The organism is Brevibacillus sp. YAE8, from assembly GCF_057543335.1.
The window spans coordinates 45,100-71,560 of the sequence record NZ_BAAIYG010000024.1 but is presented as its reverse complement, the minus strand read 5'-3'; the positions used below and the strand labels follow the sequence as shown (position 1 = coordinate 71,560).

The window sequence follows — 26,461 nt, the reverse complement described above, 5'->3', positions numbered from 1 at the left end:
CCAAAACAAAAAGCACGGCGCATTTACGCGTCGTGCTTTTTCTCATAGGTGAGGATTCCCGCCTGTTCCAGATAGGCCAGAACGGCAGCAACCGACTCTTCAATCGTCTGTTCACTGCTCTCCACCACAATCTCCGGCTGCAGCGGCTCCTCATACGGAGCGGAGATTCCCGTAAACTGCCCGATCTCCCCGCGCCGCGCCTTTTCGTACAGTCCCTTCACGTCCCGGCGCTCGCACTCTTCCAGCGGGCATTTGACGTACACCTCGATAAACTCTCCCGCCTCTACCAGACTGCGCGCCAGCTCGCGATCCGAACGATAGGGCGAAATGAATGCCGTCAACACAATCACGCCTGCATCCACGAACAGTTTGGCTACCTCGCCGATGCGGCGAATGTTCTCTTTGCGGTCTTCTTCTCCGAAGCCAAGCCCTTTGTTCAAGCCGTGGCGGATGTTGTCGCCGTCGAGCACGTAGCTGGCCAGGCCCCGCTGATGCAGCTCCTGCTCAACCGCATTGGCCAACGTCGATTTTCCGGCGCCAGACAGCCCCGTAAACCACAGGACGCAGCTTTTGTGCCCTGCCCGCCTCTGCCGATCTGCTTTCGTCACCGTCGTCGGATGCCAAACGATGTGGGCAACTCCTTCCTTTGCCATGAGCGTCCCCCTTTCTCTTTTCCTGAAAAAAACTCCATCCTTCTCGGTTACACCGAGATCGGCCGCAGTCCTTCGATCAGCACGCGCGCCACTTCCGGACGGCTGAACTCAGGAGGCGGCGCTTCGCCGCGCGCCAGCATTTCCCGCACCTTCGTACCCGACAGCGCCACATGATGTTCTGAACCGTGCGGGCACGTTTTCGCTGATGCCATATTGCCGCAGGTCGAGCAGTAAAAGCTGTTCTCAAAAAACAGCGGCGTGATCCCCAGTTCTTCGGGCTGGAACTGGCGGAAAATGTGCTGCGCGTCGTATGTACCGTAATAGTTGCCGACGCCCGCGTGATCTCTGCCGACGATAAAGTGGGTGCAGCCGTAGTTTTTGCGCACCAAGGCGTGGAAAATCGCTTCGCGCGGCCCGGCGTAGCGCATGGCGGCAGGGAAGACGGCCAGCTTGACCCGATCAGCCGGGTAGTATTTTTCCAGAAGCACCTGATAGCTGTTCATCCGCACATCGGCCGGAATGTCATCAGCCTTCGTCTCACCGACGAGCGGATTCAAAAACAGGCCGTCGACGATCTCCAGCGCCGATTTCTGGATGTATTCATGGGCGCGATGCACAGGATTGCGCGTCTGGAAGCCGACGATCGTCTTCCAGCCTTTTTCGGCGAATGCGGCTCGTGTCTCGGCAGGGTCGAAGTGGTAGTCGGCAAACGGCCCTTTGTCAGCCCGTTTGACCAAAGTAATCGGCCCGCCGAGGTAAATATCGGGGCGGCCCAGCAGCTTTTTCACCCCAGGGTGATTTTCGTCATCCGTGCCGTACACGAGCCGGGCTTCCTGCCGTTTGTCCGGCGAGTAAATGTCGGAAATCTCCAGCAAGCCGTACACCTCTTTCTGATAGACCAGACGCACGGTATCTCCTGGCTGAAGCGCGCCTGCCACGGTCGCCGGAACAGGGAGCGTAATCGGAATGCTCCAGACGGTGCCGTCCGCGAGTCTCATCCGCTCGACGACGGATGTGTAGTCATGGCGATCCAAAAAGCCGCGAATCGGGCTGTACCCTCCAATGGCGATCAGCTCCAGGTCTGACAGCGCAAAAGCGTCCAGCTCGACATCGCCCGTCGCGCGCGACAGGTCGGCAGTCGGATCAAAACGGTTTACCAGTACGTTTCCATGCGGGATGCTACCACTCACATTCAAGCCCTCCTCATCCATATCCGTTGTTCTCTTTTCCCACGCTTACTTGGCGAGATGCAGCCCGCACTCGGTCTTGCCCAAATGCGCCCAGCGGCCCGCCCGCTCGTCCTCGCCCGCTTTGACCGGACGCGTGCACGGCGCGCAGCCGATGCTCGGATAGCTTTGATCGTGCAAGGCATTGTACGGCAATTCAAACACGCGGATGTACTGCCACACCTCATCTGCCTTCCAGTGGATCAGCGGACAAATTTTCAGCGACTGAAACTTCTCGTCGCGATTGACAAACTGGACGTCCGCCCTCGTCGCGGACTGCTCCCTGCGCAGCCCTGACATCCAGGCTACCGTCCCTTTCAGCACGCTTTCCATCGGCTGTACTTTGCGCAGATGGCAACACAGATCGGGCTGGGTTGTCCACAGCTCGTCGCCGTATTCCGCTGCCTGCTCGGCGAGCGAAAGCTGTGGCTCCTTGATCGTCAATTGCAAGTCGGGGTAGCGCGCACGCACTTTCTCGATCAATTCGTACGTCTCGGGAAAATGCAGATGGGTGTCCAGAAAAGTGACGCGAGCGTCTTTTTTCACATCGCTTATCATGTCGATGAGCACCATCGCTTCTGCCCCAAAGCTGCACGAATAGACCAAATCGTCGGCAAACGTCTCGTAGGCCCACTTGATGACATCCACGGTATCTCCCTTGGCGAGACTTTTGTTGATCGCAGCGAGCTGCTCGGCTGTCGCCGTGTCGTAGTGTAGACGGCTCATATGCCCCCTCCTTGATCGTTGATGGAACTGCTTTCCCTGCGAATCAGCCGGATCAGCCCCACGAAGCCGAGCGTCGCCACGAAAACACTGGCGAGCACGACCAGCGTGTACAAATCCGAACGCAGGAACAGATGGACAAAGGCGAACGAAACGACCAGCGAAGAAACTGGCGAGACGATCCAGACCATGATGATCTGCTTGATAATTCCTTTTTGCCACAAGACGAAGCCTCGCTCCGACGTGCCTACGCCTAAAATGGCGCAAGTCGTGGCTTGAGTCAGCGGCACGGGAATCCCGAACAGCGAAGCGATGATGACGAGCGTTCCGCCTGTAGCCGATACCGCGCTTCCTTGCAAAAGCGACAGGGTGGTAATTTTCTTGCCGTTCGTTTCCAGCACTCTTCCTCCCAAGAGCAGACAGCCGACAGCGACGGCCAGTCCGCCGAGCCACACGCCGTTTTCGGTCGACATCAGTCCGGCTCCCACGAGCGGGCCGACAGCGTTGGCTACGTTGTTCATCCCCGCTGAAAAAGCTTCATACACACCGCAGGCGACGAGCAAAAAGGTCAGCCAGCGCTCTCCTTTGGAGCCTGGCTTTTGCAAGGACGGCCAGCGCCGCTCCACGCGGCGAATCAGCTTGCCTGCCCCGTAGGCCCCGATAAAGGCCGCCACCGGGACCACGACCCAAAAAAACAGGATGACGAGGATGTGCCCGACAAACAAAGACTGATAGGCTAGGCCCACGCCCACGATCGCCCCCACTGTCACCTCGCTGGTCGAGAGCGGAATCCCGAGCAGATTCGCCCCAAAAAGCGTCAGCGTGGCCGAAGCGAGAACGATCACAACGGCTTCGATCGTCAGCAGATTCGCAGGGATGATCCCCCCGCTGATCGTCTTGACGACCTCGCCGCCGCCCAGCACTGCCCCGAGCAAGGCCGCTACGGCTACGAGCAGCATGGCGAGCAGCTTGTTTTTGACTGCCCCGCTGCCGTACGCGGCCCCCATCGAGGCTGCGGTCCCGCTGGCTCCAATATTCATGGCGAAAAACAAGGCGATGGCGATGGCGACGTAACTCCAATCCACGAAGAGCACTACCTCCTTTCATGCCAATCTGTTGTTACGTAAGAAAAGAAGGGGTGCCGTACAGCTTGCATGCTGCGCTGGCGACCTGCTCTCGCGAATGGATTCCTCGGGCCAAGCTCTCCACGTCTTCGGCGATGACGACGCGCCACCCCATTTGTCTCGCCACCTCCTGCGTCTTTGCATCGGCGCAAAAAAGCGGCACACTCTCCCAACCCGCTCCTGCAAAATCCGCCAGGGCAGGCAAAACTTCCCCGTCAGCGGCAGCAAACCAGTCAAACGCCAGCTTTTTCATCCAAGGAACGACCGGGTGTGTCTCCTCCCACTCCAGGACGCCTCCGGCTGGCAGATGGAGGAACTCTGCTGCTGACTGGGCAGGAGTACTCCCGCATTTGGCGCGCACATGCAAAATCCGCTCCCCGCCGTTTCGCGCAAGCTCCCTGCTCATAGCCGCAGGAGTGGCCGCGTGATCGAAAACGCGCTCCGGGTACAGTCCTCTGCTCTCCAGAAACAAAGCCGCCTGCTTCCCGCGCACAGCGAGCTTGCTCGTCAGCCGCCGCAGGTCAAACCGCCGTCTGCCCAGCTCTGCCAAAAAAGCCTCCACCTGCTGCGCATCGTCGAGCACGATCCAGCCATATGCCGTGAGGTCCTCGGGAAATTCAGCAGCATCCACAGCGAGCAAAGGGCGCTTCACGAGCGGAATCGCGATGACTTCTGCACCGAGCTGCTCCAGCCTGCCCGCCAGTGCGTCGCTGCCGCCTGCTCCGGGAATGGCCGCAAGCGCCACCCGTTGTCCGAACAGCGGCCGCGATTCGTACCAGTTCAGTTGCTCGCGCAGCCGGACGACCTCGCCCACGACGATGATGGCCGGCGCGGAAAAGCCCGCTTTGGCGACATCGCGGTCAATCGTCGCAAGCGACCCGACCAATGTCTGCTGCTCTCCTACCGTGCCCCATCTGACGAGCGCGACAGGGGTATCCCCGCTTTTTCCGCAGGCCAAAAGCTGCGCCTGGATGTGCGGCAAGTTTTTCACGCCCATGTAAATAACGAGCGTCTCCATCCGCGCCAGCGCTGCCCAGTCCGGCTCCTTGCCGGCATTTTTGTCGCACAGATGCCCGGTGACAAAGGCAACGGAGGAATTGTAGTCGCGGTGGGTTAAAGGAATCCCTGCATACAGCGGGGCCGCCATGCCGGAGGTGATCCCCGGCACGATCTCGTACGGCACGCCATGCTGTACGCACATTTGCGCTTCCTCGCCTACCCGCCCGAACATGCTCGGGTCCCCGCCTTTTAAGCGAACCACGGTTTTTCCTCGCTTGGCTTCCCGAATCAACAGGAGGTTGATCTCTTCCTGTGGCAGTGTGTGGCGGTCCCTTTCCTTGCCGCAGTAAACAAGCCGGGCGTCCCTTTTGACGTGGGAGAGAAGCAGCGGGCTAGCCAGTCGGTCGTACACGACGACGTCGGCTTTTTGCAGCGCCTCCATCCCGCGAATGGTGAGCAGTTTCGGATCGCCAGGGCCAGCCCCTACAAATAAGACTCTGCCAGCGTTCATTTTCGATCAGTCCTCCTTGCTGCCTTCCCTAACGCGAAAAGCTGTTTCGTCTTACTGGCTGAAGCGGGAGGTTTCGACGACGTAGCCGACTCCCTGCCGACCGAGCGGTTTCTTTTCCACCAGGCTCAGCTCCTTGATTTTCGGCGGAGCGATGGTGTGCCGCAGTAGATTGTTTTCCGCGGACGAAAAAGCGCGCTCGTCCGTTTTGGCAATCACGACCACGGTCAAGAGTCGGCCTTCTTCGAGCACGGCCTCCAGTTTGTACAAGTAGCTCTCGGTTTGTTCCTCTGCCATGGTAGTCCCTCATTTCCTTGGATCGGGTGTGATCGGTTATTGTCCGGCTTTGGCTTCTTTACGCCGTTTGCAAAATGCTGTCGACCTGCTCCTGGATGCGTGCCAGTCCGACCCGCTCGACGTAGCGCCAGTACTCTTCGCCCTCCAACCGCTCTTCCTTGTAGAACGTAATCAACTGCGCCAGGAAGGATCCCAGCCTGTCGACGGTCACTCGCGCGTTCAGCTTGCGGTTGAATTGCGGTTCTTCGAGCGTGCCGCCAACGTGGATGTCAAACGCTTCGACCATCCCGGCCGGCGTCTTGACTTTTGCCCCTTGCAGGCCGATATCGGCAATCTGCCGCTGTCCGCACGAGTTCGGGCAGCCGATCATGTGAATGCGCAGCGGCGTATCCAGTTCAACAGTGTCGTCCAAATATTGGGCGAGCGAGCGCATCCGTTCTTTCGTCTCCACGATCGCCAGGTTGCAATACTCAGTCCCTGTGCAGGAGACGGCATAGCCGACAAACGTATTCGGTTTTAGCTTGAAGCGGTTCACAATCAGCGGCTCTTCGCGGAATGCCGCCACCTTTTCCTTGGCGATGTTGCGAATGAGGACGTTTTGCGTGTTGCAGGCTCCGATCGTGCCGTCCCCGTATTCATCGGCCAGGCGCGCCAGCTCGATCAGCTCGGCAGCGTTCATCCGGCCGACGGGAACGGACAGTCCCGCATAGTAGTAGCCGGGCTGGCGCTGCTCGTGCAAGCCGTAAAAATAGCCGCCGTTCCAGCCTTTCGTCAAATCCTCTCCGCTCGTTTCCATCTCGCCGATCAGCTTGACCAGTTCTTCCTTGAACTTTTCCGGTCCCCAGTCCGCCACCAAAAATTTCAGGCGGGCATGCGTCCGCTTCTGCCGATAGCCGAAGTCGCGGAACAAGGTCGTGACGCCTGCTGCCACCTTGACGACCTCTTCCGGCCGGACGAACACGTCAAGCTGCTTCGCCAAGTACGGCTTCGCCGACAGGCCGCCGCCTACCCAGACGTGGAACCCGATTACGTCCTCGCCCGCGATGCGCTTTTTGGCGGGCGTAAAGGCGAGGTCGTTGATTTGCGCGTGGGCTGCGTTGTAGACGTTGGCGGAGATGGACATCTTGTATTTGCGCGGCAGGTTGGAAAAGTCGCGGTTGAGCAGGAAAAACTTTTCCAGCTCGGCCACAATCGGACGTGTATCCAGCACTTCATGCGGATCGATTCCGGCCAGCGGATTGCCCATGATCTGCCGCGGACAGTCGCCGCACGCTTCGAACGAAGAAAGCCCGGCCGCAGCGAGCCGATCAAAAATATCGGCCAGCGTCTCCACCGTCAGCCAGTGAAACTGGACAGCCTGGCGCGTCGTCACGTCCACGAGATCGCGGCCGTAGTCCTGGGCGATTTTCGCCAGCACTCTCGCCTGCTCGCTGGTCATGATTCCGCCGGGGATGCGCACCCGCATCATGAAGTGGCCGTCTTTCGGACGCTGCTGGTAGACTCCCGCCCACTTGAAGCGGTCCATATCAGAAGATTCAATCGATTCAAAGCCCTCTTTGGAGTAGGTATTGATGATTGTTTCGATGACGTCCAGGCCGTCTTTTTCCAGCTTGGTCAGCTCCATTTTGTTCAGGGACGGATCATCTGCCCATTTCCACTGTTTTCTCTCTGCCATGCTCATACACGCTCCTTTTTGTGAAGAGGTCTGTTACAAGTGCCGTGCGAATGGATTGGCCAATCCAGTCTGCAATCAGCGGGTGAGGCAAGTACGCGCTGCCGTTGTAGCGGTACGGCAGCTCCGCCAGCCGTGCCGGAATCGCCTTGCGGGTGAAGTACCCCTGGCTGACGAACAGAGGCAGCACGAGGACATCTCCTTTTTCTGCAAGCAGCAGGGCTTGTTCCCGCAACGTGTCCGGCCGCAGTGTCGCATATCCGGCTGCGGGGAAGGCGTAGCGGTTTTGCAGGCGAAACGTCATCCGGCGCAACAGCTTTTCCCACCGCTCCTGGCCTCCCGGCAAATCGCTGCCGTGGCCGACGAGCAACAGCGCTTCCTTGCGCGGATCGCTCGACAGCTCCTGAATGCGCTGGCTTACGATTTGCTCCACCAGCGGATGATCTTCCAGCGGCGGACACCAGAGCAGCCGCGCGCGAACCGGAATGCGCACCTGCTCCGTCTCCCAGGCGGGCCACAGCTCCAGTCCGAGCATCGCGCGTATTTCTGTCACGTGGTTGCTCCCCGCCGAAGCAAACAGGGGAACTACGACGATCCGCTTCGCGCCGGACGCCTCCAGACGCTTCCATTCGTCACTGATGCTTCGCCCCTCTACTCCCCCCAGATACGCTACCCGGGTCGGCAGCTCGCTCTGGCACTGCCTGACGGCTGACTCTACGAGACTCAGCCAGTCGGGATCGGGTGAACCGTGAGCGATTACCAAAGCCGCTGTTTTTGCCATCGGATAAACCCCTTATCCAAACCTAATTTGTAAATCATATATGTTTACTCGGAATTATAAAGGGGATGTTTTTCGCCGTCAATAATCAATTCCTATTTCTTGAAAAAAATCTTGATGAAAATATATTTGCACATCTTTTCGTTTTGCTGGATAAGAAAACCTCTATCGAATCCTGCTCAATGATGAGCGACCACGTCTTAGCGAAAGGTTGTTCTTGCCGAATCGGTTGTTTGCTCTTGCAAGTTTACGCTATCCGATTCAGTCAAACAAGCTGCCGGCAGCACCGACAGCTTGTTTCTTCGTTATTCCCATTTTTTCCTAGTAGCTGATGAGCGCAGCCATCAGCAAGCCTGCCGCAATGCTCAATCTGGAGGCGAAAATGCCCACAGACACGTTGCCGTTCGGGATTTCAGACACGACCTTGAACGGCGTCACCCACTCGAACAAATAAAAAATGATGACTTGAAACACCATGCCGACCAGGCCCCATACAACCAAATCCCACAGGTTGACCGAATGGTAGACAGCAGATGCGAGCACGATTGCCAGCCCGATAATTTTTCCGCCCAGGTCGTGTGCTGCCGCCTTGGCCGCCGCCATTTTTTTCGGGTCGTCTGTCTGCGCCCCGTCCTTGATGAGAGCGAACTCCTTATACGGAGTCGTAAACGTAAACACGAAAATACCTACTGCCAATATCGGAATTGTCACGGCCATATAGGCCAAAAAATTGAGTATGTAGCTCCATTGCGTAATCATGCCGCGCCCCTCTCCTTTTCGCTATCCTTTCATGCCGACTGGCAAGTAATACGACAGGTTGTTTGTAATCGGACCTCCGACCCGGGCCACGATTGCGGATGCTTCCCCGCCAATCCAGAAGGAGCCCCACAACAGCCGTCCGGCGTAGGGACCCGCCACGGTCTGCACCGTGATTTCGGGCAGCTCCACCCGCTTTTGGTAGATCATCGGCTGCTCCCAGTAAAATTCCTCCTGGTCTTTCTCCACCAAAGTGCCGTCTGCCGCAAACAGGGCCACTCCGCCCCCTTCTCTGCCGAAAATGGGCTTGGTTACATAGTCTTCTGTCCCTGCAAAACGGTTTTCAAAATAGGTCGGAAGCATGTAGGCGTCGATGGTCGCATGCTCTTCTGCGGTAAAAAACTCGCCCGCCTCGTGCAAGTTCCAGATGAGCGCCTGCAGCGCCTTTGTCTGGATCAAAAACGCGGACGGCGGATTGATGATCGCAAGCTTTCTGTCCGCAATCAGCGCCAGGACGTGCTCGCCTGTCGGGTAGCCGTCTTCGTCCCGCTCGTCTGCGAGCTTTTCCAGCGCATGCAAACGGTACAGCACATCGACGGGAAGCAGGCTGTCGCCGTCCTGCACGTACAGTCCGTCCTCCCAGACGCGCAGCTTTTCCAGCGGCGCAAACCGGGCAGCGATCTCCGTCTTTTCCATTAAATAAAGCGTGGTGCCCTTGTCTTCCTCGTGCCAGTCCAGCGAGCTGAACCAGACGTGCTCTACCGGATAGCCCATGTCCCTGTACGCTTGCAGCAGCTTGGCAAAAGCGTGGCGCAACTGGACGTCCATGCCGGCATTCGGATTGTTCACCCCGAAAAAGCGGCAGGCGTGCTCGTTGACGTAAAAAGCTTCGACGATCCCGGTCGGCGTGTCGCTGTTGCACTCCAGCATTTTCAGCCCCGCTTGCGTCTCGGCAAAATCAAAGCGCCCGATCGCCGTAGGCAGCTTGGGCAAAACGGCGGTTCTGACCGTTTGCAGCGCTTGCTGCGGGACTCCCAGTTCGAGCAGGAGCGCGTCGTCTGCCTGCTGCAGCACAGGCGTCACTTTGGTGAAAATCCGGCCCAGCGCAGCCGTTGCCGTCGCAAGCTCGTCTCGAAACGATGCCGGGATGAGGTACAGATCGGCCAGCGCGTATTCTTCGCCGTACATCCAATCCCATGTAAAAATGCCTTCTTCACGCAAAGGGGCGTACAGCGCTTCTCTACGGTTCCGCACGTCCACTGGCCTCACCCCGAGCTGGACACGCCGGAGCTGCCGATACCGCCCTTGGAGCTGCTCGGGCTAATGCCGCTTGATACGCCTTGCGACTTGCTTTTCGACGAGCCGCCTCCGTAGTAGGTGGACGATCCGCCGCGCGAGCTGCTTCCTCCGTCGTCGCAATAGCCGTCATTGTCTCTGTCGTAGCAATCGTCATCATAGTCTGACGAACAGCCGCTTATGGCCATCGTAGCAGCCACGAACAGGCCGACGACCTTGGCCGATTTTGTCAGTGCCATCCTCTTCCCTCCTACCCTGCCGGCCGCGCGTAGAAAATGTACACCTGGCGATCTTCGTCCACTTCCGCCGATGTTTTTTCCCACTCGCGTCCATTCAGGTACAAATAGTCGCTTTGCAAGTGCAAGAGAGCATCGTCGTCGTCCTTGAACGAAAACGTGTGCACGAGCGGGTAAAGCCGTGTGTTCTCGCGGTACTCCCGCATCTCGATCTGGATGCTCCCCCAGCGCACGGACGGCCTCTCCACGTAGTCCACAGCCGTCTCCTCCGTCGAATGCCGGACGTAGATCACGTACGTCCCCTGCTCAATCGCGCAGGAAGTCTTCTCGTAGACGACATGCCCTTTCACCAGGTAGTCGCAGGCAAAGCGCAAGGACACTTCGTCCTTGTCGATCCGGTCGTAGTAAAACAAGACCGGGTAACCGTTCGCCTCATCCAGCAGCCGATATTCCAATCTGGCCATTTTTTCACCCCGTTTGTACGAAAATGCTGCTTCTTTCACGACACGCAACATTTTATACGCGCTACGAAACATTTGGTTGCCAAAAAATTAAAAAAATCGGATGAACAGGAAAAAGCTGGTGCGAGAGTCCCGACCCAAGCCCCAGCCGCGATGTTTCCTGTGAAAAAGGTCGCGCTACCGGCAGTCCGGCAAAGCCTTAGCGCAGACAATCCGCCATGCTCTGCTCCAGCAGCAGGCCGCGAATCGGCTCGTGCAAATGCCCGTTCGTCGCCAAAAGCGAGCGCACCTGATCTTGGGCAAACGGCTCGTGCCGGTACGGTTTCCCTTGCCAGTCAGTGATGGTCGCTCCCGCCTCGCTCGCGATGACGATCCCCGCAGCGACGTCCATGATGCCCGAGCGCTGCATGACGATATAGTCCAGCCAGCCGTTGGCGAGCAGACACCAGTCGAGCGCCGGAGCGACGTTGCGCAAAATCCGCTTCGTGTTCAGCACAAACGGCTCCGTAAAGGCCAGCTCCTCCTGCTTGGTCACCGTATTGCGCCCGCGGATGTAGGTCCCGACTGCGCGCGTCAAGTCTGTCCGGTTGTTGATCGACATGCGCCTGCCGTTCAAAAACGCGCCCTTCCCTTTTTCCGCCCAGAACATTTGCCCTGCCACCGGATTGTAGACGACGCCGAGGACGAGATCGCCCTTGTGCTGCAAGGCAATCGAAATACTGAAGTACGGATGGCCGATAAAGTAGTTGTTCGTGCCGTCCAGCGGATCGACAATCCACAAATATTCTTCGTCGCGGCTGACCATTCCGACTTCCTCGGAAAAAATCGTATGCGTCGGGAAATGGCGGTGCAGTACCTCGATAATGCGCTGCTCGCTGCCTTTGTCCTCCGGCAGCTTCACGTCGTTATGCAGTTCCTCATCCGGCGTAAGCTGTTCGAGAAAACGCTCCTTTAAAAATGCTCCTGCTGCACTTGCTGCTTCCTTGGCTATTTCCAGCATCGGCTTTTCGTCCCTTCCTAATGGTCTGTCATTGTTTTCCCTTGCATTCCGGCTCCTGACTTCACTATGATAGAGTGACACCCATCTCGCGAAAGACAGATACGCAGCGCAGGCCCGAGCCACAAGCCAGCTTTTTGCCATCGGTGCCCGACGCTTTTAGGAGGGGAAAACATGAACAGCGATTTCATTCGCCTGAAAAATATGGAGGGTGAGCTTAAATTCACCCAAATGAACAGTAGCTACGGCTTCTCGGTCACGACGAAGGAGCTTGTCTTTTTCAAGCCGCACCTGACCTACCACCTGTTTTTGCACGACATCGTCAGCATGGTGCCGCATAAGCTCGACAACGCGCCCGTGTCCTTTCGCCTGAACCGCGAAACCGTCCACACCACGTTTGGCTCCCAATACTACAAGATCGGCGTCAAGTGGGCCAGAATCGTCTCCCGCTCCGGCATCGTGGAGAAGGAAAACATGGAGTTTATCGTCCCTCTCTCCGCCCAAATGCTCACTTACATTACACAATACAGCGGGCTTGTTGTGATCCGGTAAAGCCTAGGTAAAAAAACAGGCTTTGGGGTGTGCGTATTTCGCACGCCTTTTTGCTATTTTCTGTTCAGGACGATAAACGTCCCGGTGCCGTGGGCGACCCGCTTGTTGCGCTCGTCGTACACCGTGCCCTCCATGACGACCAGCGTGTGCCCCCGGTGCAAAAACGTCGCTTCGGCGCGAAGCCGCTTCCCTACTCCGGGCCGCAAGTAGTTGATTTTCAATTCGGTCGTGACCGCGTACTGCTCCGGCGGCAGCGAGCGGTTGATTAGCGAACCCATGGCCGAGTCGATCAAGGTGGCGAGAATCCCCCCGTGCACCGCTCCCCCGGAGTTGTGCATGAACACGGTGAGAGGCAACTCGAAGCGATACGACTGCTTCGTTTCGTCGATAAACTCTCCCTTCAGGCCAAGAAAGCCGGATAAATAGGCGCTTTTGCGCTCGCGCTTCTGGCGGATTGCCTGCAAAGCCAGCTCCAGTATTTTCCGTTCCTCGTCATTTCCTTCCGCCCAGACATTTTTTAGCTCTTCTATCATTTTGTTCACTCCAACAAAAATAGACTCAATCCTTTTATTGTAGCCCATAAAGCTGGTTTCCGCCATGTCTCCAAAAGCCGGTCACAGCCGCTCACAGGCAGCAGACTGAGCAAATGTTCAGACTTTTACGGTTGTTTCTATTAATAAAAATTGATAAGATAGTGCAAAACATAAGACAGGTAACTTTCACGTGTAGGAAGGGAGAGTTTCACATTGGCTAGACAACGAAGTGACATGATTAAAAAAGGTTTTGACCGCGCTCCGCACCGCAGCTTGCTTCGTGCGGCAGGAGTAAAGGACGAGGATTTCGACAAACCGTTTATCGCCATTTGCAACTCTTACATCGACATTATCCCGGGCCACGTGCACTTGCAGGAATTTGGCAAGCTGGTCAAGGAAGCTGTTCGTGCCGCTGGCATGGTTCCTTTTGAGTTCAATACGATCGGGGTTGACGACGGCATCGCCATGGGCCACATCGGCATGCGCTACTCGCTCCCGAGCCGCGAAATCATCGCAGACAGCCTGGAAACGGTCGTAGCCGCGCACTGGTTCGACGGCATGATCTGCATTCCGAACTGTGACAAGATCACCCCGGGCATGATTATGGGCGCCCTGCGCGTCAACATCCCGACTGTATTCGTGACAGGCGGCCCGATGAAAGCAGGCAAAACGAGCGACGGCCGTTCCATCTCGCTTTCTTCTGTATTCGAAGGCGTCGGGGCTTACCAGGCTGGCCTGATCGACAACAAGCAACTGGAAGAACTGGAACAATACGGATGCCCAACCTGCGGTTCCTGTTCCGGTATGTTTACCGCCAACTCGATGAACTGTCTGCTCGAAGCGATCGGTCTGGCGCTGCCAGGCAACGGCACTGTTCTCGCCGTCTCTCCGGAGCGCCGCGAGCTGGTAAAATCCTCCGCAGAAAAGCTCAAGCACCTGATCGAGCAAGACATCAAGCCGCGCGACATCGTTACGCTGGAAGCGATCGACGACGCCTTCGCGCTCGACATGGCGATGGGCGGCTCTACGAATACCGTTTTGCACACGCTGGCAATCGCCCAGGAAGCGGGAATCGAATACCCGATCGAGCGCATCAACGAAGTGGCGAAGCGCATCCCGCACATTTGCAAGCTGGCGCCATCCTCTGACTACCACATCGAGGACTGCCACGAAGCGGGCGGCGTGTCCGCTGTGCTCAAGGAGATCGCGCGCAAAGAAGGCGCGATTCATCCGAACCGGATTACCGTGACAGGCAAGACGCTGGCAGAAAACATCGCCAACGCCGAAATCAAAAACGACCAGGTGATTCGTCGTCTGGAAAATCCGTACAGTGCCTCCGGCGGTCTGGCCGTCCTGTTCGGCAACCTGGCCGAGCAAGGCTCGATCATCAAAACCGGCGGTGTCGATCCTTCTATTAAAAGACACGAAGGTCCGGCGATCTGCTTTGACTCGCAGGAGGAAGCACTGGCGGGCATCGCCGCTGGCAAGATCAAATCCGGGCACGTCGTCATCATTCGCTACGAAGGACCAAAAGGCGGCCCAGGCATGCCTGAAATGCTCGCTCCTACCTCGCAAATCGTCGGGATGGGACTCGGCAAGGAAGTCGCGCTCGTCACAGACGGACGCTTCTCCGGCGCTTCCCGCGGAATCAGTATCGGCCACGTCTCGCCGGAAGCGGCGGAAGGCGGCCCGATCGCTTTCGTCCAGGACGGAGACATCATCTCCATCGACCTCGAAGAGCGCTCGATCCACCTGCACGTGGACGAGGCTGAGCTGGCCCGCCGCCGCGAAGGCTGGCAGGAATTCCAGCCGAAAGTCAAAACAGGCTACCTGGCCCGCTACTCCAAGCTGGTGACGAATGCGAGCATGGGCGGCGTTATGAAAATCTAGTCGCGTTTCTTTATAAAAGACAACCCCCTGCCTTTGGACAAGCTGTCCGCTCAGGCAGGGGGTTTTTCCTATGCAAAAGCCGCTTGTTACTGATCCATGAAGCGCTCGCTTTTGTCAGCTCCAGCGCCTGCTGCTCCGTGAGCGCGGTCACCTCGCCTGTCTCCGCCCAGTCAAACCCGCCAGCCGGAATACGCATTCCTGAACAGGATTGTCTCCTTGCCCGGCTCGCCAGCGGCCGGCGCAACCACGCTCACATCCGTAAAAACGGCATCGTATATGTCGTCTTTTTTGTTTTGCTCGCTATACCGCGATTCCAGGGCGATACCGCCGCTGTCTTGCGCCGTCTCCTGGCTGTCGATCACGACCTGCTTGTCCACAGACACCGTCAGTCGCTTCCCGCTGAGCGCGATCTCCCGCAGCCGCGTATGCGAAATATTGACCGGATAGCCCGGGTCTTCTTTTACCGCCCCTGCCTCTGTCTGGGCTTTGCTGTACACTGTCGCCTTGTCGTAGGCGAGGTCTTCCGGCTTCCAGTGGATCTCGCTCAATGTTGCCTTGGACAGCTCGACCAGCGGACGGCCTGCCTGCTTCTCTTCCAGCTTGAGCTCATTGTTTTCCAAAAGCAAGCGGACAAACGACTCTTTTTGGCGATCGTAGCGCAAGTAAATGGTTTGTCTGCCGACGACATTGCCCTCCAGCTTGGCTGACACGCGCACATCCCGGTACTTCTCGCTGTCGCGCAAATACAGCATGCCGCTTTCACCGGGCGGCGAAGTCAGCACGATGCTGTTGTCCCCAAATTCCTCCGCACCGCCCATTCGCTCCCACTTTGCCGCCTGCTGTTCGTCGCCCTGCACGAATTTGACCTTTTGCTGCGTATCCTTCTGAATTTTCATCAGCAAATGGTTCGTGTACCAGTAAAGAGCAGCCTGGACGCGCGTCAGGTTGTACAGGCTGTCCTCGGCGGTATTGCAGGCGTTGCCCTCCCTGTTGAAATGCATCGCAAACAGTTGCCGGATGTTGGCGTCATTCACATCGGACACGAGCCGGTTCATCCCCTGGTAGAGCGCGTTGGCGTGCATTATCATGTCCGCGCGCGACGATTTCTTTTGCCAGCTCCGGCTCTTCTGCGACCCGCATGCCAGGCAAAAAGAAAGTAGCCTTCAGATGATGCTTGTCCAGTTCATCCAAAAGCTTCTTCATCGTGTCGCTGTCTGTCATTCCATTGAAGGTGAGCGATAGCTCCCGCCTGGTGGTGTACACAAACGGAATCGCCTTGCTCTTTTCTCCTGTGGAGCGAATGATGGTTGGGGCGACTTTGGATTTTGGTGTACCGTCGTCGGCTTTTCGTTCTTCCCCGAAAAAAGCGGCGCATCCGGTCAACAAAATCAGCACCATCATCAACGCGATCATGGCAAACGAGAAGTTTTTGCTTTTTTTGCCTCCACCTGTCTGCATCGGATTGCTCCTTTTTTCCGTTCTCCATCAAGGTTTTCTCCTAGCTTATCCGTCATCCATACTACTCCTTGTACACGCAAACTGCTATTGATAAATCAAGGCAATTGCCCATGCTTCTGCTGTTGCGCGAAGCGAATCGGGCATGCTAAAAAAGAGGCGTTCCCCCGGCGCTTGGACAGCAAAAAAGGACGATCCGACTGGACCGCCCTCCTGTTTGCCTGCTTCGCTTTTTCCAAGATTTTCTTGCTCCTATCTCGCAACGAACGGCGCTGTGAGACGTATGAATAAGTAGAGAGATTCGAAATAACGCTACAGGACGCGACGCGCCGAGACAAAGCGCTTCTCCCAGGATGTGCCTTTAAAACCTGTAAAAGTCACACCCGGTTGCCCGTAGGTATGTAGTAGCTTGTTGTTGCCAGCGTAAATCGCTACATGGGTAATCCGCTTGGACTTCGTCGTTGTGCTCGCCTTGAAGAAGACCAGATCCCCTTTTTTCAGGTTGGCTTTGGACACACTGATTCCTTTTTTCGCCTGGTCGCGCGACGTTCGCGGCAAGCTCTTGCCTACTGCCACACGAAAAACGCGTTGCGTGAAAGAAGAGCAGTCAAAGACGGCTGTCGTATTTTTGCTTGCCCCGAATTTATAAGGTGTACCCAAATATTTTTTCCCAGTGGCAATAACCTTGTCCGCTTTTGCTTGCGACCAAGCAGCATGAGCTACATTTTCTCCAGGCATCGGCATGGCAATCGCCGTTACGCCAAGTGTCAAGCCCATTACAATTCCGATGAGGGTTTTTCGCAGTTTCATGTTGTTCATCCTCCCTTTTGACAGAACACGCTTCTACGAAATCGTTTCGGTAGAAGCTTACTTTATGCAAAGTTTGGCTGACCTCTCACTTGTTCTCTACTTTACCAAAGCTGTTACCCGGTGAAATTACCAAAAACTTGGCAAAAACCGCTTGGGCAAATGGATACGATTACCGCTTGACGCGCTCAAGCCCGATATCATGGGCATTCCTCAAATTTTCAGTTTATTTTCTTGCCAAAATGTTCCTCGCAATTTGACCAATTGTATCCAGTGCCAAGCGTCTACTTCCCGCATAACATGCGACTTATGGCCTAGTTCCTCTTGCAAAAAGTTCCTGTTCTCGCGATTTTCGCTGGGGAAGAAACTGGATTCTCTCTACTCTTCCTTCTCTATGCTTGCAACCTGCAGGGAGTCAGCGTAAAGTAGAAAAGAGTTCGTTTTAAGGAGGCACATCATGCGACTGCGTAACATTCCAGGTGCCGAAGCGGCCCTGCGAGAATATCCGACGTTTGTGGACAATCCCCTTTCCTATAAAGGAAGCTGGAAAGAACGCTTCGGAAATGACAATCCGATCCACGTGGAGATCGGCTGTGGAAAAGGACGCTTCATTAATACATTGGCACAGCGTCACCCTGATATTAATTTCATTGCTGTCGAGCTGAAAGCGGAGGTCGTGTTGCGCGCCTTGCAGCGGACAGAGTACAAGCCGATTCCGAATCTGGCCTTTGTCCAGTTTGACGCTTCCAAGCTGACCGAGCTGTTTGCCGATCACGAGATTGCCCGCATCTATCTGAACTTCAGCGATCCGTGGCCCAAGACACGCCACGCCAAACGCCGTCTCACCCATCCTCGCTTCCTGAACAACTATCGTCAGGTGCTTGCCGAGGACGGAGAGATTCATCTGAAGACAGACAATGAAAAGCTCTTTGAGTTTTCGCTCAATCAGTTCGCTGCCGAGCGCTTCCAGATGCGCAACATCACTTTTGACCTGCACCAGTCGAAGCTCGCAGAGGAGAACGTCATGACGGAGTACGAAGAGCGCTTTTCTTCCCGCGGACAGCGTATTTATCGGGTAGAGGCAAGCTGCATCATTAAATAGAAGAAACGCGCCTTTTGGACAAGGCACATGCCTCCACGTGAACACGCTATCGGAATCGTTCGTGCTTACGTGGAGTTTTTTCGACCTTCCAGCAAAGGATTGAGATCAACAGATGAATAGCATGATGAAGCCTTTCATGAATGGAACACCAACTTGTTATTCACCCGGTTGCGCATGACCTCGCTGTTTCTGCTCATGTGCTATCCTTTTTTTCTGTATGCCGATCTGGTCTTGCTCAAAGACGTCGGCGATCCTCTCTTTTGCTATACGTTGACGGGCATACACACCGCCGGCTTTCTTCTATCAATCGTCTTCCTGTTGATTTACAAAAGGGTTCGGCAGCAGGAAACGTTTATGCGCTGCTTTTGGCCGACTTTCTTGTCCTTGTGTACGTCGCTTGTTATATCGGCGGGGGTGCCCTGTCTTCCCTGAACAGCCATGATGCAGTCGCACACGGGAAACTCTTCCTTCATCACCGACAAAAAATCAAGCCCGTCCATGTCCGGAAAATAAATGTCCAAAAGCACCAGGTCCGGCTGCAATAGCTCCAACTGGTCCCGCGCCTCCTGTCCATTGGTGGCAATGCCTACAACCTCGTAGCCCTCCACTTTTTCCACAAATCGTCGGTTCACCTCGGCGATTCTGAGGTCGTCCTCGACAATCAGTACCCGTATGTTGCTCCCCGCCATGCTTTTCAACGCTGCTCTCCCTCCTTCATGTCTGCGACGTGCGAGCTTCTTTTCGGAAGCGTCACGGTAAAAATCGTTCCGCCCGACGGATTGCCTGTATGCGTAATATTGCCGTGCAGCTTCGCGACCGCCTGTTGCACCAGATGCAGGCCGTAGACGTGATTCGGTTTCACTTTGGTCGAAAACCCCAGCTCGAATACCCGTTCGGCGTTTTCGCGCGAGATGCCTGGCCCGCGATCTTCCACCTCGATCAGCAGCACTTCCTCCATGTCCAACAAAAAAATCGTAACCTCCTGCGCAAACGCCCCCGGCGACAAAACGGCGTCCATCGCATTATCGAGCAAATTGCCCAAAATGACAATCAGTTGCGCCCGGTCAATCGCGGCGGGAATGTCGCGGAAGTTGCTGTCCGGGTCGATTTTCAGCTCGATTTTGCGTTCGTTGGCCTGGTTCAGCTTGCCGAGCAAGCAAGCAGCATCGTGCAAGCAACGCCCAACAGCAGCGTAACGATCCCCACCACGACAATCCGGTCGCGGTACGATTCGATCGTCTCGTCAATATCTGCCAGCAAAAAGCCGACAGACACGACTCCCATCACTTGCCCTGCGTCATTATAGATCGGCGTCTGTCCCCGCAGCCCCGGTCCGAGCGAACCGACTGTCTCGGAGATGATCGAGTTTCCCGCGAACACCGCCTCGTTATCGCCGCCCACCATCTGCTTCCCGATTTCCTCCTCGGAAGAATGCGCTTTCATTTTGCGCTTCCATTATAGCAATCTTCGTAAAAGTCCGAATAGAATTTGCGCATAAACAGTTTTACCCGCATTATTTTCATTAACGTCATAAAATTCACGAATATCGTGTCCACTCGTCCCGTTGCATGTTACAATAAGACAACCTATATTTTCCCAAACTGGAGGTTTTCATGCTTAACGTCGGTGTTTCTGCCATCCCGCTCTTGATAATGTTGCTGTTTTACGGTCTAATCATTTATTTGATTTTCAGCCTGATCCGCTTCATGAAAAACAAGACCTCGCTGGACCGCGAACGAAATGAAAAGCTGGACCAATTGATCCAGCTTCTGCAACAACAAGAACAAAAAACGGTCCAGGCCCGCTCGGAGACAGACCGCAACTAACTCCAGCGCCAGGCTGCCTTTGCCCGAGCTGTCCGGCTCGGGCTGTTCCCGTTACACATCGCGCTTTCCGAACAAGCGGACAGCCAGCGCCAACATCACCGCTCCGTAAATAACAGTGTAAAAAAGCATCGCGTCGCTCGGCGGAGACATGGTGCCGAATATGCCTTGCGTCGCAAAGGACAGCGGATCGTCTGCCGTGTCAAACAGCACAACAGTCGCTTGCCTGAACAGCGAGTCGGTCGGAAACAGCAGACTGGAAATAATGCCGATGTTGATGAGCGCGTCTTGTCCGATGATCGACCCGATCTGCTCGACAAACCCGCCGATAAAGCTGATCCCGTACAAAATAATCAGGACGATTCCGCCTGTCACCGTCGTCGTCACACTGCTGAGCAAAAGAGACACGCAGACCAGAATGACGGGCATCAGGACAAAATAGCCCAGGGAGGACAACACTTGCTGGGCGCTCACGTCTGCGGCCAGTACGCCTCCGCCCACCCACTGATTGATCCCGAGGATGCCCAAAAACATCAGGATGGCGTAGAGGATGAGCATGCTCGAAAGCCCGCCGAATTTGCCGAGCACGTATTTGTGCCGCGGCAGCGCCCGGGCGAGCCACGTATCAATCTGGTGGCTCTCCACTTCAGACGCAATGCTGCCGACGCTGCTTAAAATCGCGAGCAGCGCGGTAATGAAGGAGCCGAAGTACAAGCCCATGCCGAGCAGTTGGGTGGAGAAAAAGTTTTTTTGCATCAGCACGTCGGTCGCGCTGCCTCCCAGCTCACGGCCCAGCTCCCGCGCCGCAAACCAGGTCGCCACGCCAAACAGCAGCAGGAAGGCAAGCGACATCATCATCGTAATCGTAAAAATCCGCTTGGAGAGCATCTCCCTATACGTGATTTTCATGATCGGCCACATGCGCTTCCCCCTCCTTCTTTTGCACCCAGTACAAAAATACTTCCTCCAGCGACTGCTGCTTTTGCACAACCCCATGCACCGCGACGCCTCTGGCGATCAACGCCTGCAAAAGCTCCGGCACCCGATTGTCCCGATCCAGCGTCAGCAGCCACGTAGAGCGGTCAGCGTCTTGTCTGTGCAGCCGCCGGTCAGTGACGAAGGCCGGCAGTTCTTCGCTCGCGGCAAAGCTCGCCGCCTCTACGGTCAGCTCAATCTGAGGAGCGACGCTGCTCAGCTTGCGCCATTCCCCATGCACGACCAGCTCGCTGCGATGGATGATGCCGACGTAGTTGCAGACGCTCTCCATCTCGCTGAGCAGATGGCTGTTGAGAAAAATCGTTTTGCCTTGATCGCGCAGCCTGGCAATCAGCTCGCGCACTTCTTTTCGCCCAATCGGATCAAGCGCTGAAGTCGGCTCGTCCAAAAAAATCAGCTCGGGATCGGACAGTAAAGCGCAGGCGATCCCGATGCGCTGCTGCATGCCTTTGGAGTAGCCGCGAATCCGCTCGCGCTCGCGGCCAGCCATGCCCACCAGCTCCAGCACATGGCGGATGACGGCCTTGCTCTCCGTCCTGGACAGGCCGCACAGCTCGGCATGATGCTCCAGGAGCTGCTGTCCGGTCAGCCAATCCGGATAACGAAACAGCTCGGGCAAATACCCGACTTTTTGGCGCGACGCGACGCTGCCGATCGGGTGGCCGAGCATGACCGCCCTGCCCTTCGTCGGGTGCAAAAGCCCGAGCATCGTTCTGACAAAGGTGCTCTTTCCAGCCCCATTTTGCCCGAGAAATCCAAACACGGAACCGCGCGGCACCTGCAAGGTGATGTTTTTGCACCCTGCCTTGCCGTTGTACTGCTTGGACAGCTCCCAGGTCTCGATGACGTAATCAGACATCTGTTGCCTCCTCTTTCTGACGATAAACGGGACAAAGCAGAGCCTCCCCTTTCAGGAAAACTCTGCCAATCCGCTCGCGCGATTTGCCTGCCCTATTTCAACTGCTTCGCCAAAGCCAGCAGCGCTTCTCCACTCTTGTCACTGCCTTCGAGCATGTGAATTTTTCCGTCCTGCTGCCAGACGAGATGCGTATCGTACCTGCCGGTGACCAGCATGCCGTCCTCGCCGTTTACCTTGACTTCCTTCATGTCGCTCTTGCCGTCAGCCATGTACGGCACCGGAATCGTATGCTTCCAGTCTTTGATGTCGAGCATTTGCTTTTTCACCTGATCCGGAATGAACGGCAGCGCCAGCACTGTCTCGCGCAACTGGAGCAAATCTACGCCCTCTGGCGCTTTCAGCTCAGGCGCGTCCACCACGGAGTAGGAATAGCTGTCTTTGCCAGTGGCGATCCACGTCTTTTGCATCTTCGGAATTTCCAACGAGATGCGCTGGCCGTCCAGCTTCTCATCGAATTTCGCCTCTACCTGCAGTTGGGCCAGCAGCTTGTTCGCCCGCTCGGTGTTGATTTCCAGGTGCACGCGATACGGGGAAGTCACCTCTACGCCGTCCACGATCAGCCCATCCGGCAGCTTCGGCAGCTTGACGCCCGCTTTCTCGGCGGCCTCTCTGCTGTTGTAGTATTGGTTTCGGTTTTCCTGCTTGTCTTTATCCACGCCGTCGATCCAGATTTTCCCGATTCCTTGCAAATCCATCTCGCCGACATTGCCGTTTGCAATCCAGCTTTCCACTTGCTGCAAGTCCTTCGGCGTCACTTTGACAAATTCGACCTTGCTCATGCGGAAAATGGACAGAAAATCATTGGCGGCCGCCTGCACTTGCGGAAAAGAAAGGGATACCGCCACTACGGCTGCTGCTGACGCTGCCGTCATCCAGCGTTTTGTCGTTTTGTTCATCTGTTTCCAGCTCCTTTTCGCGCTGCGCTGCTCGTGGCTGTCCCACTCGCGCAGATCGCTCTTTTTCGTTGTTCCTGCGGTTTGCGAGAAACGCTGCCACGCGGCGTCGGTATCGATCTTCGCCTGGTCCGCCTGGGCAAAAACGTGCGCTTCGATTTTTTCGCGCGTCCAGACATCGAGAGCCGTCAGCTCTTCCAGGCGAGCCTGACACTGTTCGCACTCAGCCAGGTGAGCGCGAAACGTTTCGCTTTGCTGCGCGTCGCATTCCCCGTCCAAAAACGTCTGAATCAAGCCTGTGTCGGCACATTTCATCCTTCTTCCCCCCTGACCCGCTCATATAGCCTGCGAAACTTGCTCTTCGCTCGCGCCAGAACCGTCCCGACGGAGCTGGCCTGCATTCCCGTCGCTTTTGCCAGCTCGGCATAAGGAAAGCCGGAGTATTTCATAAGCAGCAAGGTACGTTCCCGCTCATCCAGCTCATCGAGCACCTCGCGGACGTGGCTGAGCGCTTCCTGCTCCAGCCATACTTCTTCGGACGAAGGCATGACACAAGCCTGATCCGCTGTCCCGCGCTCTTGCCTGTCCTGCCTGCGCTTTTCGGAGCGCAGATGGTTGTAGGCCGCATAGAGAGCCGCTTTGGCCAGCCAAGCCGGAATATTTTCGATGGCGGAGCGATCTGTATGGTAAAAGGAGAGAAACACTTCCTGGGCGATATCCTCCGCTGTTTGCTGTTCACGCACAATCCGCATGATCTGTCGGACAACGAACGGGTAGTAGGCCGTAAACAGCTCCTGAAACGAGTCCGTTTCCGCTCTGGCCCGCATCTGGTTCACCGCCAGCTTTGCCTGCATCTCCATCAATCCTCCTCCTTCCTGCACAGCCACTGTCTTGACGCTCCCTCTTGCGTTCTACACCTTATAGAAACCGCCGACGCCTTTTTTGTGACAGCAGGAAAAAAATTAATCGCGAAAAAAAGCATCCGGCTTCTCCAGAAACCTCCGGGTCAACTGGTAATGCTCCGTATCCTGATAGCGGATCGGTTGCGCGGGAGATTCGTCAAACGTATAGATGTCCGCGCCGGGGTAGCCCAGCAAGATCGGGGAGTGCGTGGCGATCAGAAACTGCGCCCCTTCCTCGACGAGTTCGCGCATGAGGTACAAAAACGCCAGTTGCCGCTTCGGCGACAAAGCCGCCTCCGGCTCGTCCAGCAGGTAGATTCCTTTTCCGTTAAAGCGGTTGGTGAACAAAGCCATAAACGCTTCCCCGTGCGATTGCGAATGCAACGATCTCCCGCCATAGCTGGCTGTGCCGCCAATCTCGTCGATGTGGCTGGCAAACTGGTAGAAGCTTTCCGCCCGCAGAAAAAATCCGTTGGTCTGCTTGGGCATCCACGACAGCCGGATGTAGTCGCCGAGGCTCGCTTCCGCCTTGTCTACGCTGTAGTAGTTGTGGCGGGAACCGCCTGCCGTGTGAAAGCCGCACTGATAGGCGATCGCCTCGAGCAAGGTCGACTTGCCGGAGCCGTTTTCCCCGACAAAAAACGTCACACTGGCCGCAAGCTCGATCGCTTCGAGCGCGCGCAACGACGGCAGGTCAAACGGGTACCGCCTGGCATCGGGAAACTGCTCGCGCAGCAGCTTGATCGTCCGTAAATAAACCAATATTTTCCCCTCCACCCTCACTTTTTTGCCGAGCCACGCCGATACAACCATATAGGGGGGAGTATCGGTGGACAAGGTTTCCTTTCTTCAGGAAAAAAGCGCCTTTCATATGAAATATCCAGAACAGAGCGATCTCTCCTTTTACCGGTGGTTCACACAACAACACCCGGATGAAGCGATCGGCTGGTATCATCTCGGCCAGGCCCGCGAGGCACAAGGAGACACGCGACAGGCGCTGGCCGCTTACAGACAAAGTCTTTTTGCCAAACAAGGCCCCTATTACGACGAGGCGCGAGACGCCTATCAAAAATTGCTGCGCGAGCAAAGCCGCCAAGGCTGGCGCAACCGGGCACGCCTGCTTCTCGCTTCGCTCGCTTTTTTGTACGCCCAATTTGTGTTTTCACCCGGACCTTTGCAGGATGGGGCGCCTGCTGCCAGCGCGCAGCCACAGGCAGTCCCCGCCAGCGCGCCTGCTCCTGTGCAGCCGCACGTCGAGGTGATTGCCGTTCCCGCGATGCTCAGCCCCAAGGAGTTGCAAAGCCAGGTGCGTCGCTATGTAGAGGCGCGGCGCCCGGCGCTCGCACAGCCTTACACCGTACTCGTTGTTCCAGAGGTTCCCGGCTCGCCGCTGTTTACGCCGTTGTTGTTTTATCAGCCCAAACAGGTGCTGGGCGTTCTGCAGTACAATCCAGCCAGCCGGGCGGTCATCAGCCAGCGCTGGTTCGGTTCTCCTGCCAGCTTTGATACGGAGGCGACGCTGGCAGCCGCGAGAGGCGATCTGGCAGTCGAGCAGCAAACGTTGCAGCATGTGCTGACATTGCGCAACGCCCTCTATCGCTACTACCAGCAAAAAGGGACTCTCCCTGCCAGTCTGGCGGATTTGGCGGGCAGCTATCCCGGCAACTATTTGCCGCAGGTTCCGTTCCCGCCAAAGCGGCTGTTGCTGAAAAGCTACCCGTACCATCCGCACGCTTTTCAGAGCGAATCGGCATGGGCGAGCCTGCGCGACGTCCTGCCGCTGCCAGGCTATCCGGAGCCGCTGTCGCCGCTCGCCCCTCTCCAGGTCCGGCTTTCGCAAAAGTCGCATACGCTGCAACTGGTCAGCGGTACGCATCTCGTCCGCAGCTATCCGGCAGCGATCGGCAAAAACGACTCGACACCCGAGGGCTACTACACGATTTTGCAAAAGATCAACCAACCGCGCGGCCACGACAACATTTACGGAACACGCGGTCTGGTGTTTCAAGGCAACGGCTACGCCATCCACGGAACCAACCACCCCGAGAGCATCGGAACGTCCGTCTCGCTCGGCTGTGTCCGGCTGTTCAATGCCGCCGTGGAGGAGCTGTACACCTTTGTCTCGCTGGGCACGGAATTTATCATCTCGAATGCCCCCGTACCCGCCCAGCCGTGGAGCAACCCGGCTCTCTTCATCCTTCCGGCGGGACCCGAGGAAGAGACGCCCAACGTCATATACACCTGGCTGCATTAATCTCCCTATGAAAAGACGAACCAGTATCATCGCTGGTTACGTGGCGATTCCATCCAAAAAAACGCGATGACCGCTTTGCTCGCGGCAAGCGGTCATCGCCATGTTTTTGCCCGGCGGCAAACCTCGTTTTCCACTGAAAAAAGCGCGCCCCGCCATCGGGAACGCGCCTTATTTTTTATGGCCTTATTTTTCTTCTTCCAACTGACTGATCGTTTCTTCCTGTTCTTCTTCCGGATTCCAGTAATCGAGCACTTTTCCTTGCAGAACTTTGCCTTTGACAAATTCCACCTGCTGCTCGCTAAAATCCTCTGTCCAATCGACGCCCAATTCCTCAGCCAGCCGCACGACAGTCAGCAGCTCTGACCAGGCGACGTAACGTTTGTACCAGAAAAACTGTGGCTGCTCGTTCATATATGGGTAAAGGTCGTCAAAATCGGTATGTTTACAGTCGAGAGCTCGCTCAAAATTCACTTTGGCTCGGCGTAATTGGTCCTTGAAAAAAGTGGGCAAATCTCTTTGTGCGAAGTCAGACATGGACTGTCCCCCCTGTCTCCCGATTTACTGGTATTGTACCACGCGAAAGAAGATGTGCAAATAGTTGAATCTGTC

30 protein-coding genes and 1 pseudogene are annotated in these 26,461 nt (G+C 56.3%); 5 read left to right on the top strand and 26 right to left on the bottom strand.

Features of this window, described 5'->3' with window-relative positions; all coding sequences use genetic code 11:
- Nucleotides 1-23 precede the first annotated feature (23 nt).
- The 13 genes from cysC to AC27IT_RS21530 form a co-directional block, all read right to left on the bottom strand.
- Nucleotides 24-653, bottom strand: coding sequence for an adenylyl-sulfate kinase (cysC, locus tag AC27IT_RS21590; protein ID WP_005828405.1), 630 nt, complete (start codon nucleotides 651-653; stop codon nucleotides 24-26).
- A 47-nt stretch (nucleotides 654-700) separates the two neighbouring features.
- A complete protein-coding gene (sat, locus tag AC27IT_RS21585) occupies nucleotides 701-1,843 on the bottom strand; it encodes a sulfate adenylyltransferase (RefSeq protein ID WP_007778883.1) in 1,143 nt (380 codons plus the stop codon).
- Nucleotides 1,844-1,888: 45 nt separating this feature from the next.
- The gene (locus tag AC27IT_RS21580) at nucleotides 1,889-2,605 is read right to left on the bottom strand and encodes a phosphoadenylyl-sulfate reductase (protein WP_005828403.1); all 717 of its coding nucleotides are present in this window, start codon (nucleotides 2,603-2,605) and stop codon (nucleotides 1,889-1,891) included.
- The gene (cysP, locus tag AC27IT_RS21575) at nucleotides 2,602-3,687 is read right to left on the bottom strand and encodes a sulfate permease (RefSeq protein ID WP_005828402.1); all 1,086 of its coding nucleotides are present in this window, start codon (nucleotides 3,685-3,687) and stop codon (nucleotides 2,602-2,604) included. Before cysP ends, AC27IT_RS21580 begins: the two co-directional genes overlap by 4 nt.
- A gap of 34 nt (nucleotides 3,688-3,721) precedes the next feature.
- Nucleotides 3,722-5,236: a uroporphyrinogen-III C-methyltransferase gene (gene cobA, locus AC27IT_RS21570; RefSeq protein WP_025843879.1), complete on the bottom strand. Its 1,515-nt coding sequence runs from the start codon at nucleotides 5,234-5,236 to the stop codon at nucleotides 3,722-3,724.
- A 51-nt stretch (nucleotides 5,237-5,287) separates the two neighbouring features.
- Nucleotides 5,288-5,530 (bottom strand): DUF3906 family protein, encoded by a 243-nt coding sequence (locus AC27IT_RS21565; RefSeq protein WP_005828400.1) that lies wholly within the window; start codon nucleotides 5,528-5,530, stop codon nucleotides 5,288-5,290.
- A 58-nt stretch (nucleotides 5,531-5,588) separates the two neighbouring features.
- On the bottom strand, nucleotides 5,589-7,205 hold the full coding sequence (locus AC27IT_RS21560; protein ID WP_487092084.1) for a nitrite/sulfite reductase: 1,617 nt from the start codon (nucleotides 7,203-7,205) through the stop codon (nucleotides 5,589-5,591).
- Nucleotides 7,171-7,983: a sirohydrochlorin chelatase gene (locus tag AC27IT_RS21555; RefSeq protein ID WP_309479887.1), complete on the bottom strand. Its 813-nt coding sequence runs from the start codon at nucleotides 7,981-7,983 to the stop codon at nucleotides 7,171-7,173. The genes AC27IT_RS21560 and AC27IT_RS21555 overlap by 35 nt, the downstream gene beginning before the upstream one ends.
- A gap of 318 nt (nucleotides 7,984-8,301) precedes the next feature.
- Entirely contained in the window at nucleotides 8,302-8,739 is a 438-nt protein-coding gene (locus AC27IT_RS21550) for a DUF350 domain-containing protein (RefSeq protein WP_005828397.1), read from the bottom strand.
- Nucleotides 8,740-8,760: 21 nt separating this feature from the next.
- Nucleotides 8,761-9,990, bottom strand: a complete 1,230-nt coding sequence (locus AC27IT_RS21545; RefSeq protein ID WP_412679490.1) for a glutathionylspermidine synthase family protein — start codon at nucleotides 9,988-9,990, stop codon at nucleotides 8,761-8,763.
- Between the two features lie 11 nt (nucleotides 9,991-10,001).
- Nucleotides 10,002-10,271: a hypothetical protein gene (locus AC27IT_RS21540; protein ID WP_005828395.1), complete on the bottom strand. Its 270-nt coding sequence runs from the start codon at nucleotides 10,269-10,271 to the stop codon at nucleotides 10,002-10,004.
- Between the two features lie 11 nt (nucleotides 10,272-10,282).
- Nucleotides 10,283-10,732: a hypothetical protein gene (locus AC27IT_RS21535; RefSeq protein WP_221842590.1), complete on the bottom strand. Its 450-nt coding sequence runs from the start codon at nucleotides 10,730-10,732 to the stop codon at nucleotides 10,283-10,285.
- 196 nt (nucleotides 10,733-10,928) lie between these two features.
- Nucleotides 10,929-11,729: an inositol monophosphatase family protein gene (locus AC27IT_RS21530; protein WP_005828393.1), complete on the bottom strand. Its 801-nt coding sequence runs from the start codon at nucleotides 11,727-11,729 to the stop codon at nucleotides 10,929-10,931.
- Between the two features lie 171 nt (nucleotides 11,730-11,900).
- Here AC27IT_RS21530 and AC27IT_RS21525 point away from each other — a divergent pair, with 171 nt between their 5' ends.
- Nucleotides 11,901-12,278: a hypothetical protein gene (locus tag AC27IT_RS21525; protein ID WP_327944353.1), complete on the top strand. Its 378-nt coding sequence runs from the start codon at nucleotides 11,901-11,903 to the stop codon at nucleotides 12,276-12,278.
- Between the two features lie 53 nt (nucleotides 12,279-12,331).
- Here AC27IT_RS21525 and AC27IT_RS21520 read toward each other — a convergent pair whose 3' ends face one another.
- Nucleotides 12,332-12,811, bottom strand: coding sequence for a PaaI family thioesterase (locus AC27IT_RS21520; protein ID WP_007787272.1), 480 nt, complete (start codon nucleotides 12,809-12,811; stop codon nucleotides 12,332-12,334).
- 213 nt (nucleotides 12,812-13,024) lie between these two features.
- Here AC27IT_RS21520 and ilvD point away from each other — a divergent pair, with 213 nt between their 5' ends.
- Nucleotides 13,025-14,701: a dihydroxy-acid dehydratase gene (gene ilvD, locus AC27IT_RS21515; RefSeq protein WP_005828390.1), complete on the top strand. Its 1,677-nt coding sequence runs from the start codon at nucleotides 13,025-13,027 to the stop codon at nucleotides 14,699-14,701.
- 170 nt (nucleotides 14,702-14,871) lie between these two features.
- Here ilvD and AC27IT_RS21510 read toward each other — a convergent pair whose 3' ends face one another.
- The 3 genes from AC27IT_RS21510 to AC27IT_RS21500 all read right to left on the bottom strand — a co-directional run bounded on the left by AC27IT_RS21510 (nucleotide 14,872) and on the right by AC27IT_RS21500 (nucleotide 16,966).
- Entirely contained in the window at nucleotides 14,872-15,744 is an 873-nt protein-coding gene (locus AC27IT_RS21510) for a hypothetical protein (RefSeq protein ID WP_051556814.1), read from the bottom strand.
- Complete coding sequence (locus AC27IT_RS21505) at nucleotides 15,728-16,159, bottom strand: polysaccharide deacetylase family protein (protein WP_007787277.1); 432 nt, start codon at nucleotides 16,157-16,159, stop codon at nucleotides 15,728-15,730. The genes AC27IT_RS21510 and AC27IT_RS21505 overlap by 17 nt, the downstream gene beginning before the upstream one ends.
- A gap of 309 nt (nucleotides 16,160-16,468) precedes the next feature.
- On the bottom strand, nucleotides 16,469-16,966 hold the full coding sequence (locus AC27IT_RS21500) for a C40 family peptidase (RefSeq protein ID WP_005828388.1): 498 nt from the start codon (nucleotides 16,964-16,966) through the stop codon (nucleotides 16,469-16,471).
- Between the two features lie 454 nt (nucleotides 16,967-17,420).
- Between AC27IT_RS21500 and trmB the strand changes: the two genes are divergently transcribed.
- Nucleotides 17,421-18,065, top strand: a complete 645-nt coding sequence (gene trmB / locus AC27IT_RS21495; protein WP_005828387.1) for a tRNA (guanosine(46)-N7)-methyltransferase TrmB — start codon at nucleotides 17,421-17,423, stop codon at nucleotides 18,063-18,065.
- A gap of 419 nt (nucleotides 18,066-18,484) precedes the next feature.
- On the opposite strand, the pseudogene AC27IT_RS21490 reads toward trmB, so the two are convergent.
- From AC27IT_RS21490 to AC27IT_RS21480, 3 genes and pseudogenes are all read right to left on the bottom strand, one after another.
- Nucleotides 18,485-18,754, bottom strand: a pseudogene (locus tag AC27IT_RS21490) (response regulator); the annotation flags it as partial.
- Nucleotides 18,755-18,759: 5 nt separating this feature from the next.
- Complete coding sequence (locus AC27IT_RS21485; protein ID WP_260507424.1) at nucleotides 18,760-19,221, bottom strand: sensor histidine kinase; 462 nt, start codon at nucleotides 19,219-19,221, stop codon at nucleotides 18,760-18,762.
- The gene (locus AC27IT_RS21480) at nucleotides 19,206-19,508 is read right to left on the bottom strand and encodes a hypothetical protein (RefSeq protein WP_487092083.1); all 303 of its coding nucleotides are present in this window, start codon (nucleotides 19,506-19,508) and stop codon (nucleotides 19,206-19,208) included. The genes AC27IT_RS21485 and AC27IT_RS21480 overlap by 16 nt, the downstream gene beginning before the upstream one ends.
- A gap of 170 nt (nucleotides 19,509-19,678) precedes the next feature.
- On the opposite strand from AC27IT_RS21480, the gene AC27IT_RS21475 reads away from it, so the two are divergent.
- Nucleotides 19,679-19,891 (top strand): hypothetical protein, encoded by a 213-nt coding sequence (locus AC27IT_RS21475; RefSeq protein WP_005828385.1) that lies wholly within the window; start codon nucleotides 19,679-19,681, stop codon nucleotides 19,889-19,891.
- Between the two features lie 51 nt (nucleotides 19,892-19,942).
- Here AC27IT_RS21475 and AC27IT_RS21470 read toward each other — a convergent pair whose 3' ends face one another.
- The 5 genes from AC27IT_RS21470 to AC27IT_RS21450 all read right to left on the bottom strand — a co-directional run bounded on the left by AC27IT_RS21470 (nucleotide 19,943) and on the right by AC27IT_RS21450 (nucleotide 24,360).
- Nucleotides 19,943-20,809, bottom strand: coding sequence for an ABC transporter permease (locus tag AC27IT_RS21470; RefSeq protein ID WP_007787288.1), 867 nt, complete (start codon nucleotides 20,807-20,809; stop codon nucleotides 19,943-19,945).
- Nucleotides 20,781-21,743: an ABC transporter ATP-binding protein gene (locus AC27IT_RS21465; protein WP_025843869.1), complete on the bottom strand. Its 963-nt coding sequence runs from the start codon at nucleotides 21,741-21,743 to the stop codon at nucleotides 20,781-20,783. The genes AC27IT_RS21470 and AC27IT_RS21465 overlap by 29 nt, the downstream gene beginning before the upstream one ends.
- A gap of 92 nt (nucleotides 21,744-21,835) precedes the next feature.
- The gene (locus AC27IT_RS21460; RefSeq protein WP_025843868.1) at nucleotides 21,836-23,011 is read right to left on the bottom strand and encodes an anti-sigma factor family protein; all 1,176 of its coding nucleotides are present in this window, start codon (nucleotides 23,009-23,011) and stop codon (nucleotides 21,836-21,838) included.
- On the bottom strand, nucleotides 23,008-23,556 hold the full coding sequence (locus AC27IT_RS21455; RefSeq protein ID WP_007778996.1) for an RNA polymerase sigma factor SigX: 549 nt from the start codon (nucleotides 23,554-23,556) through the stop codon (nucleotides 23,008-23,010). The genes AC27IT_RS21460 and AC27IT_RS21455 overlap by 4 nt, the downstream gene beginning before the upstream one ends.
- Before the next feature lie 102 nt (nucleotides 23,557-23,658).
- Nucleotides 23,659-24,360: an AAA family ATPase gene (locus tag AC27IT_RS21450; RefSeq protein ID WP_007778994.1), complete on the bottom strand. Its 702-nt coding sequence runs from the start codon at nucleotides 24,358-24,360 to the stop codon at nucleotides 23,659-23,661.
- 67 nt (nucleotides 24,361-24,427) lie between these two features.
- Between AC27IT_RS21450 and AC27IT_RS21445 the strand changes: the two genes are divergently transcribed.
- Nucleotides 24,428-25,852 (top strand): L,D-transpeptidase family protein, encoded by a 1,425-nt coding sequence (locus tag AC27IT_RS21445; protein ID WP_487092082.1) that lies wholly within the window; start codon nucleotides 24,428-24,430, stop codon nucleotides 25,850-25,852.
- Between the two features lie 183 nt (nucleotides 25,853-26,035).
- Here the strand turns inward: AC27IT_RS21445 and AC27IT_RS21440 are convergent, their stop codons facing one another.
- A complete protein-coding gene (locus AC27IT_RS21440) occupies nucleotides 26,036-26,386 on the bottom strand; it encodes a hypothetical protein (protein WP_005836536.1) in 351 nt (116 codons plus the stop codon).
- Nucleotides 26,387-26,461: the final 75 nt, after the last annotated feature.

Excerpts from the sequence above, each read along its gene's own strand:
- cysC (WP_005828405.1), bottom strand. The coding sequence starts at position 653 with ATGGCAAAGGAAGGAGTTGCCCACATCGTTTGGCATCCGACGACGGTG.
- AC27IT_RS21580 (WP_005828403.1), bottom strand. The coding sequence starts at position 2,605 with ATGAGCCGTCTACACTACGACACGGCGACAGCCGAGCAGCTCGCTGCG.
- cobA (WP_025843879.1), bottom strand. The coding sequence starts at position 5,236 with ATGAACGCTGGCAGAGTCTTATTTGTAGGGGCTGGCCCTGGCGATCCG.
- AC27IT_RS21565 (WP_005828400.1), bottom strand. The coding sequence starts at position 5,530 with ATGGCAGAGGAACAAACCGAGAGCTACTTGTACAAACTGGAGGCCGTG.
- AC27IT_RS21560 (WP_487092084.1), bottom strand. The coding sequence starts at position 7,205 with ATGGCAGAGAGAAAACAGTGGAAATGGGCAGATGATCCGTCCCTGAAC.
- AC27IT_RS21555 (WP_309479887.1), bottom strand. The coding sequence starts at position 7,983 with ATGGCAAAAACAGCGGCTTTGGTAATCGCTCACGGTTCACCCGATCCC.
- AC27IT_RS21550 (WP_005828397.1), bottom strand. The coding sequence starts at position 8,739 with ATGATTACGCAATGGAGCTACATACTCAATTTTTTGGCCTATATGGCC.
- AC27IT_RS21540 (WP_005828395.1), bottom strand. The coding sequence starts at position 10,271 with ATGGCACTGACAAAATCGGCCAAGGTCGTCGGCCTGTTCGTGGCTGCT.
- AC27IT_RS21535 (WP_221842590.1), bottom strand. The coding sequence starts at position 10,732 with ATGGCCAGATTGGAATATCGGCTGCTGGATGAGGCGAACGGTTACCCG.
- AC27IT_RS21530 (WP_005828393.1), bottom strand. The coding sequence starts at position 11,729 with ATGCTGGAAATAGCCAAGGAAGCAGCAAGTGCAGCAGGAGCATTTTTA.
- AC27IT_RS21525 (WP_327944353.1), top strand. The coding sequence starts at position 11,901 with ATGAACAGCGATTTCATTCGCCTGAAAAATATGGAGGGTGAGCTTAAA.
- AC27IT_RS21520 (WP_007787272.1), bottom strand. The coding sequence starts at position 12,811 with ATGATAGAAGAGCTAAAAAATGTCTGGGCGGAAGGAAATGACGAGGAA.
- AC27IT_RS21505 (WP_007787277.1), bottom strand. The coding sequence starts at position 16,159 with ATGCAGACAGGTGGAGGCAAAAAAAGCAAAAACTTCTCGTTTGCCATG.
- AC27IT_RS21500 (WP_005828388.1), bottom strand. The coding sequence starts at position 16,966 with ATGAAACTGCGAAAAACCCTCATCGGAATTGTAATGGGCTTGACACTT.
- trmB (WP_005828387.1), top strand. The coding sequence starts at position 17,421 with ATGCGACTGCGTAACATTCCAGGTGCCGAAGCGGCCCTGCGAGAATAT.
- AC27IT_RS21480 (WP_487092083.1), bottom strand. The coding sequence starts at position 19,508 with ATGAAAGCGCATTCTTCCGAGGAGGAAATCGGGAAGCAGATGGTGGGC.
- AC27IT_RS21475 (WP_005828385.1), top strand. The coding sequence starts at position 19,679 with ATGCTTAACGTCGGTGTTTCTGCCATCCCGCTCTTGATAATGTTGCTG.
- AC27IT_RS21470 (WP_007787288.1), bottom strand. The coding sequence starts at position 20,809 with ATGTGGCCGATCATGAAAATCACGTATAGGGAGATGCTCTCCAAGCGG.
- AC27IT_RS21465 (WP_025843869.1), bottom strand. The coding sequence starts at position 21,743 with ATGTCTGATTACGTCATCGAGACCTGGGAGCTGTCCAAGCAGTACAAC.
- AC27IT_RS21460 (WP_025843868.1), bottom strand. The coding sequence starts at position 23,011 with ATGAAATGTGCCGACACAGGCTTGATTCAGACGTTTTTGGACGGGGAA.
- AC27IT_RS21455 (WP_007778996.1), bottom strand. The coding sequence starts at position 23,556 with ATGGAGATGCAGGCAAAGCTGGCGGTGAACCAGATGCGGGCCAGAGCG.
- AC27IT_RS21440 (WP_005836536.1), bottom strand. The coding sequence starts at position 26,386 with ATGTCTGACTTCGCACAAAGAGATTTGCCCACTTTTTTCAAGGACCAA.